Below are 6,198 nucleotides of genomic sequence, written 5' to 3'. Positions count from 1 at the left end.
CCACCCTCCCGGGCACTGCGCTGGGCCATCTCCACGCCCACCGGCGAGGACTCCACCCCCAGCACCGACGCGGCCGTCCCCGCCAACGGGAAGGTGAAGTTGCCGTTGCCCGAGTACAGCTCCAGCACCGACTCCGCTTCCCTTGCCCCCAGCTCTTGGATGGCGGAGGACACGAGCCCCACGTTGGCCTCCGCGTGCGCCTGGGCGAACGCATCCGGACGCAGGTACAGAGGCACCTCCGGCCGCAGCGGCGACAGCGAGCGCAGCACCGGACGGCCCACCAGCCGAGCGGAGCCCTCCTTCGGCACCAGCACCGCGCCCTCCAGCCGCAAGGCGCGCACGGCGGCCTCCGCGGCCTCCAGGTGCCGTGCCGTCACCGGCCCGGAGAGGTTCACCGCGAACGCGGCCTTGTCCCCTTCGGCCAGCAGCAACACCTCCTCGGTGTCCTTCGCCAGGGGCTTGAGCAGCGGGGCCAGCTTCCCGGGCAGCGCCGTCAGCACGGGCGTGAGCGCGGGACACAGGTCCACCGGGACGCGCTCGTGCGTGCGCCGGCCGAAGTAGCCGAGCGCCCCCTTCCCCGCCCCGTGCAGCACCGCCCGGCGCCGGTAGCCCCAGTCCCGGGGCGCCACCATCAAGGGCCGCACGGTGAAGCCCGTCCGAGGCAGCCGGCCCAGGTGCTCCAACGTGGACAGGACGATCTCCTGCTTCGCGGACCGCTGGGCGGTGACGGACAGCTCCAGCCAGTCACAGCCGCCGCAGGCCTCGGAGAGCACACAGCGCGACGTGACGCGCTCGGCGCCATCCACGAGCACCTGCCGAAGCTGGCCGCGCAGCACGCGCCCCTGGGCTTCCAGCAGGACGCGCACGGTGTCGCCGGGGAAGGCGCCCGGCACGAAGACGGTGCGGCCCTCCCACGAGGCCACGCCCTCGCCGAGCTGGCCCAGCCGTTCGATCGTCAATTCAATGGGGGTCTCTGGCAGCGTCAGCATGCAGGCGCTCTGGGGGGACGCCTGGGACGGGCCGCCCTACTTTCGGGTCGTGCTGCCACGCTCGTCCGCCGGCAGGGCTTCCCGCAGGCGCTCCACGAACGCTTCGATGCGCGACCGCTTGTCGTCATCAACGTCCACGAACTCCACCGCCATCCCCGGTACCTCTCCGCCGGCTTCAGCGCCCTGCGCGTTGGTCCGGGTCACCTTGCCGGCCAGGTCCACCGGGAAGTTCGCGCCCGGCAGCGACACCAGGATGCGGACCACGGTGCCCACGGGCAGCGGCTGCTGGGTGTTGATGTACAGCCCGCCGCGCGACAGGTTCACCGCCCAGTCCGTCACGAAGCCCGCCACCGTGCGGTACGCCACGGGCAGCTCGTGGTCGATGCGGTGGGCGCGCGGCGCGGGGACGGGATGCTCCGGGGTGTCGGACATGATGCGGTGTGCTCCACTTTCCGAGGGGGCAAGGTGCCTTCCGTCCCTGGGAACGGAAGCGCACCTTATCCCCGGAGGCTCAGAACTTCATCTCACGAAGGTCGGGCGCGATCTTCAGCTTCGGCTCCGTGAGCTGCTGCACCCGCTCCACCGTCAGTCCGGGCGCCAGCTCCCGCAGCACCAGTCCCTCCGGCGTGACGTCCAGGAACGCGTGGTCGGTGACGATGTGGTGCACGCACTTGAGGCCCGTCAGCGGCAGCGAGCACTTCTTCAAAATCTTCGGCTGCCCGTCCTTGTTGGCGTGCTCCATGGCCACGTAGATGCGCTTGGCACCCACCGCCAGGTCCATGGCGCCGCCCATGCCCTTGACCATCTTGCCGGGGATCATCCAGTTGGCCAGGTCGCCCTCTTCGCTGACCTCCATGGCGCCCAGCACGGCCAGGTCGATGTGGCCTCCGCGGATCATCCCGAACGACAGCGCGGAGTCGAAGAAGGCGGAGCCCTTCACCACCGTCACCGTCTCCTTGCCCGCGTTGATGAGGTCCGGGTCTTCCTTCCCCTCCTCCGGATACGGCCCGATGCCGAGCAGGCCGTTCTCCGACTGGAGCACCACCTCCACGCCTTCCGGGATGTAGTTGGGGACGAGCGTGGGGATGCCGATGCCCAGGTTGACGTAGAAGCCGTCCCGCAGCTCCTGGGCGATTCGCTGCGCGATCTGTTCACGTGACAGGGGCATGGGTCAGGACGCCTTCTTGCGGACGGTCCGCCGCTCGATCCACTTCTGGAGGTTCTGCGCCTGCACGATGCGGTGCACGAAGATGCTCGGGATGTGCACCAGGTCCGGGTCCAGCTCTCCCGGCTGCACGATGTGCTCCGCCTCCACGATGGTGACCTTGGCCGCCATGCACATCATCGGGGAGAAGTTGCGCGCCGTCTTGTGGAACACCAGGTTGCCCCAGGTGTCCGCCTTCCACGCGTGCACGATGGCGTAGTCCGCCTTGAGTGGCGTCTCCAGCACGTGCAGCCGCCCGTCGATGATGCGCGACTCCTTGCCCTCCGCCACCTGCGTGCCCGCGCCCGTCGGCGTGAAGAAGCCGCCAATGCCGCAGCCGCCCGCGCGGATGCGCTCCGCGAGCGTGCCCTGGGGGTTGAGCTCCACCTCCAGTTCCCCGGAGAGGAACTGGCGCTCGAACTCCTTGTTCTCCCCCACGTAGCTGGCGACCATCTTCTTCACCTGCTTGTTCTGCAGGAGGACGCCCAGCCCCAGCTCCGTGGTGCCGCAGTTGTTGGAGATGATGGTGAGGCCCTTCACGTTCTTCTTGTGGAGGGCCGTGATGAGGTTCTCCGGGTTGCCGCACAGCCCGAACCCACCGCTCATGAGGGTGATGTTGTCCGGGATGTCGGCGACCGCTTCCTCCGCGCTCGCGTAGACCTTGTTCATTCCGTCACGCCCTTCAGCGCTCGACCATCAGCGCGATGCCTTCGCCGCCGCCGATGCACAGCGACGCGACGCCCCGCTTCTTGTCCTGGTCCTTCAGCGTGTGCAGCAGCGTCACCAGCACGCGCGCACCGGAGGCGCCAATCGGGTGGCCCAGCACCACCGCGCCGCCGCGCACATTCATCTTGGACGGATCCAGCCCGAGGATGCGGTTGTTCGCGATGGACACCACGGAGAAGGCCTCGTTGATCTCCCAGAGGTCCACGTCCTTGGCCGTGATGTTCTGCTTCTTGAGCAGCGTGTTGATGGCGTCCGCCGGCGCGATGGTGAACTCCACCGGCTTCCTGGCCGCCTGCGCGTAGCCCTTGATGCGGCCCAGGATGGTGCGGCCTTCCGCCTTCGCCCGCTCCTCGCTCATCAGCACCAGCGCCGCGGCGCCGTCGTTGATGGAGGACGCGTTGGCGGCCGTCACCGTGCCGTCCTTCTTGAACACCGGCTTCAGGCCCGGGATCTTGTCCGGCTTGGCGTTCTTGGGGCCTTCATCCTCGGAGACGGTGACGAACTCGTCCGGCTTCTTGCCCGGAATCTGGACGGGGACGATCTCCGCCGCGAACAGGCCTTCCTTCTGGGCCTGGATGGCGCGGCGCGTGGACTCCAGCGCGAACTCGTCCTGCTGGGAGCGGCTGATGTCCTGGGAGGTGGAACACTCCTCGGCACACAGGCCCATGTGGACGTTGCCGTACACGTCCCAGAGGCCGTCGTGGATCATCGCGTCCTTGAACTCCACGTTGCCCATGCGGGCACCGCCGCGCATCGTGTGGCTGATGTAGGGCGCGTTGCTCATGGACTCCATGCCGCCGGCGACGATGACGTCCGCGTCACCCAGGGCGATGGACTGTGCCGCGGCGATCACGGCCTTGAGGCCGGAGCCACAGACCTTGTTCAGCGTGACGGCCGGAACGGAGTCCGGGATGCCCGCGAAGATGGTGGCCTGACGCGCGGGGGCCTGGCCCACGCCCGCCTGGAGCACGTTGCCCATGATGACTTCCTGGACGGCCTCCGGCTTGACGCCCGCGCGCTCCAGCGCCGCCTTGATGGCGATGGCGCCCAGCTGGGGAGCGGTGAGCTTGGACAGGGCGCCCTGGAAGGAGCCGATGGGGGTACGGGCCGCGCCCACGATGACGACTTCACGAGCCATGGAACTGCCTCCTGGAAGAACCTTCGCTAACAGCGCCTGACGCCCTTATCACGGGGCGTTTCGGCCGAATCAAATGGAAACGGCCGGGCTCCCACTGGGGAACCCGGCCGCTATTCACGTCACGACGTTGGGCTGATTACTTCTTCAGCTTGCTCGCCATCACGTCGCCCAGACGGGCCTTGGACCCTTCGGCCTGCTTGCGCAGGTACTCGCGGTAGTCCTCGCCCTCGCCGATGAGCGCCTTGATGGACAGCGCCACCTTGCGGTCGGGGGTGTTGATGTCGATGAGCTTCACCTCGACATCCTGGCCCTCGCTCACCACGTCGCGGGGGTTCTCCACGCGCTCTTCCTTCAGCTCGGAGACGTGGACGAGGCCTTCGATGCCCGGCTCGATCTCCACGAACGCGCCGAAGTCGGTGACCTTCGTGACCTTGCCCTTCACGCGGCTGCCCACGGGCAGACGCTCGGACAGGGTCTCCCAGGGATCCGGCTGGAGCTGCTTGATGCCCAGGCTGAAGCGCTCGTTCTCGACGTCGATGTTGAGCACCACGGCCTCGACCTCGTCGCCCTTCTTGAACATCTCGCCCGGGTGCTTGATGCGCTGGGTCCAGGAGATGTCGGACACGTGCACCAGGCCGTCCACGCCCTCCTCGACGCCGACGAACACGCCGAAGTCGGTGACGTTGCGGATCTGGCCCTTGATGACGGAGCCGATCGGGTACTTGTCCTCGAGCAGCGTCCAGGGGTTCTGCTCGATCTGCTTCATGCCCAGCGCGATGCGCTTGGCCTTCGGATCGATGTCGAGGACGACGGCCTCGACGACCTGACCGACCTCCAGGATCTTGGACGGGTGCTTGAGACGCTTGGTCCAGGACATCTCGCTGACGTGGACGAGGCCTTCCACGCCCTGCTCGATCTCGATGAACGCGCCGTAGTCCGTGATGGACACGACCTTGCCGCCCACGCGGGTGCCGACCGGGTACTTCTCGTCGGCGCGGTGCCACGGGTCCTCCTGGATCTGCTTGAGGCCCAGGGAGACGCGCTCCTGCGTCGGGTCGAACTTGAGGACGACCACGCGCACTTCGTCACCGACGTTGAACATCTCGCTGGGGTGACCGATGCGGCCCCAGGACATGTCGGTGATGTGCAGCAGGCCGTCGATGCCGCCGAGGTCGATGAAGGCGCCGTAGTCCGTGAGGTTCTTGACCACGCCCTTGAGGACCGCACCCTCCTTCAGGTTCTTGAGGGTCTCCTTCTTCATCTCCTCGCGCTGCTTCTCCAGCAGGACGCGACGAGAAAGCACGATGTTGCCGCGCTTCTTGTTGAACTTGATGACCTTGAACTCGAACTCCTTGCCAATGTACTGGTCAAGGTTGCGCACCGGGCGGATGTCCACCTGGCTGCCGGGCAGGAACGCCTTCACGCCGATGTCGACGGAGAGGCCGCCCTTCACGCGTCCGACGATGGTGCCCTTGACGATCTCGTCGCGCTCGCAAGCGGCGGAGATTTCGTCCCAGATGCGCATCTTGTCGGCCTTCTCCTTGGAGAGGACGACCATGCCGGTGTCGTTCTCACGGCTCTCCAGGAGGACCTCGACGGGGTCGCCGGCCTTGACCGTGACCTCACCGCGGGGATTGGTGAACTCGGAGATCGGGACCTGACCCTCGGACTTGTAGCCGATGTCGACGATCGCGAAATCCTTCGTCACCTGCACGACCGTGCCCTTGACGATCTCGCCTTCCTTCAGGATTCCGTCGCCGCCACGCTCCTTGAGCGAGGCCTCGAACATCGCCGCGAAGTCTTCGTCACCGCCGTCGATCTGCTGGTTCACGTTCTGCTGCATGAAGTGGAAGTCCTTGGAAACGGTACAACTGCCCCCTGTTTGAGAGGTGTTCGCAGCCGCCTGCGGGGAGCAACCGGAAGCTGCGGGTGTCCCTCCAATAGGGACCTGAGGCTTTTGTGAGGCCGCGCACCCTAGACACCGGATATTCCGGGAGTCAAGCCGTGCCCCGCCTCATGTGATGATCCACGGGGGAATCGGACGGGATCTGTCAATCCCGGTGCCCCGAAAGCCCGCTTGGACGCCCTTCCTAACACCGAACGCGTTTCCCGGCAGCCGGAGGGCTTCTACTTTTATGAAC

6 protein-coding genes are annotated in these 6,198 nt (G+C 66.9%); all 6 read right to left on the bottom strand.

Annotated features, from left to right (window positions below):
• Positions 1-989, bottom strand: a 989-nt coding sequence (locus tag D7X74_RS38415) for a class I SAM-dependent RNA methyltransferase (RefSeq protein WP_147446832.1), incomplete at its 3' end; no start/stop codon positions are given.
• A gap of 36 nt (positions 990-1,025) precedes the next feature.
• Entirely contained in the window at positions 1,026-1,421 is a 396-nt protein-coding gene (locus D7X74_RS38410; RefSeq protein WP_120537927.1) for a TIGR02266 family protein, read from the bottom strand.
• Positions 1,422-1,500: 79 nt separating this feature from the next.
• Positions 1,501-2,157 carry a CoA transferase subunit B gene (locus D7X74_RS38405; protein WP_120537926.1) on the bottom strand — a complete coding sequence of 219 codons (657 nt, stop codon included), beginning with the start codon at positions 2,155-2,157 and terminating at the stop codon, positions 1,501-1,503.
• Positions 2,158-2,160: 3 nt separating this feature from the next.
• Positions 2,161-2,862, bottom strand: coding sequence for a CoA transferase subunit A (locus D7X74_RS38400; protein WP_120537925.1), 702 nt, complete (start codon positions 2,860-2,862; stop codon positions 2,161-2,163).
• A 13-nt stretch (positions 2,863-2,875) separates the two neighbouring features.
• Positions 2,876-4,057, bottom strand: a complete 1,182-nt coding sequence (locus D7X74_RS38395; protein WP_120537924.1) for an acetyl-CoA C-acetyltransferase — start codon at positions 4,055-4,057, stop codon at positions 2,876-2,878.
• Positions 4,058-4,193: 136 nt separating this feature from the next.
• Positions 4,194-5,900: a 30S ribosomal protein S1 gene (locus tag D7X74_RS38390; protein ID WP_120537923.1), complete on the bottom strand. Its 1,707-nt coding sequence runs from the start codon at positions 5,898-5,900 to the stop codon at positions 4,194-4,196.
• Positions 5,901-6,198 lie beyond the last annotated feature (298 nt).

This window comes from Corallococcus sp. CA047B (assembly GCF_003612065.1).
GTDB classification, from domain to species: domain Bacteria; phylum Myxococcota; class Myxococcia; order Myxococcales; family Myxococcaceae; genus Corallococcus; species Corallococcus praedator.
The sequence above is the reverse complement of the archived record's forward strand: the minus strand, read 5'-3'. Positions and strand labels throughout refer to the sequence as shown.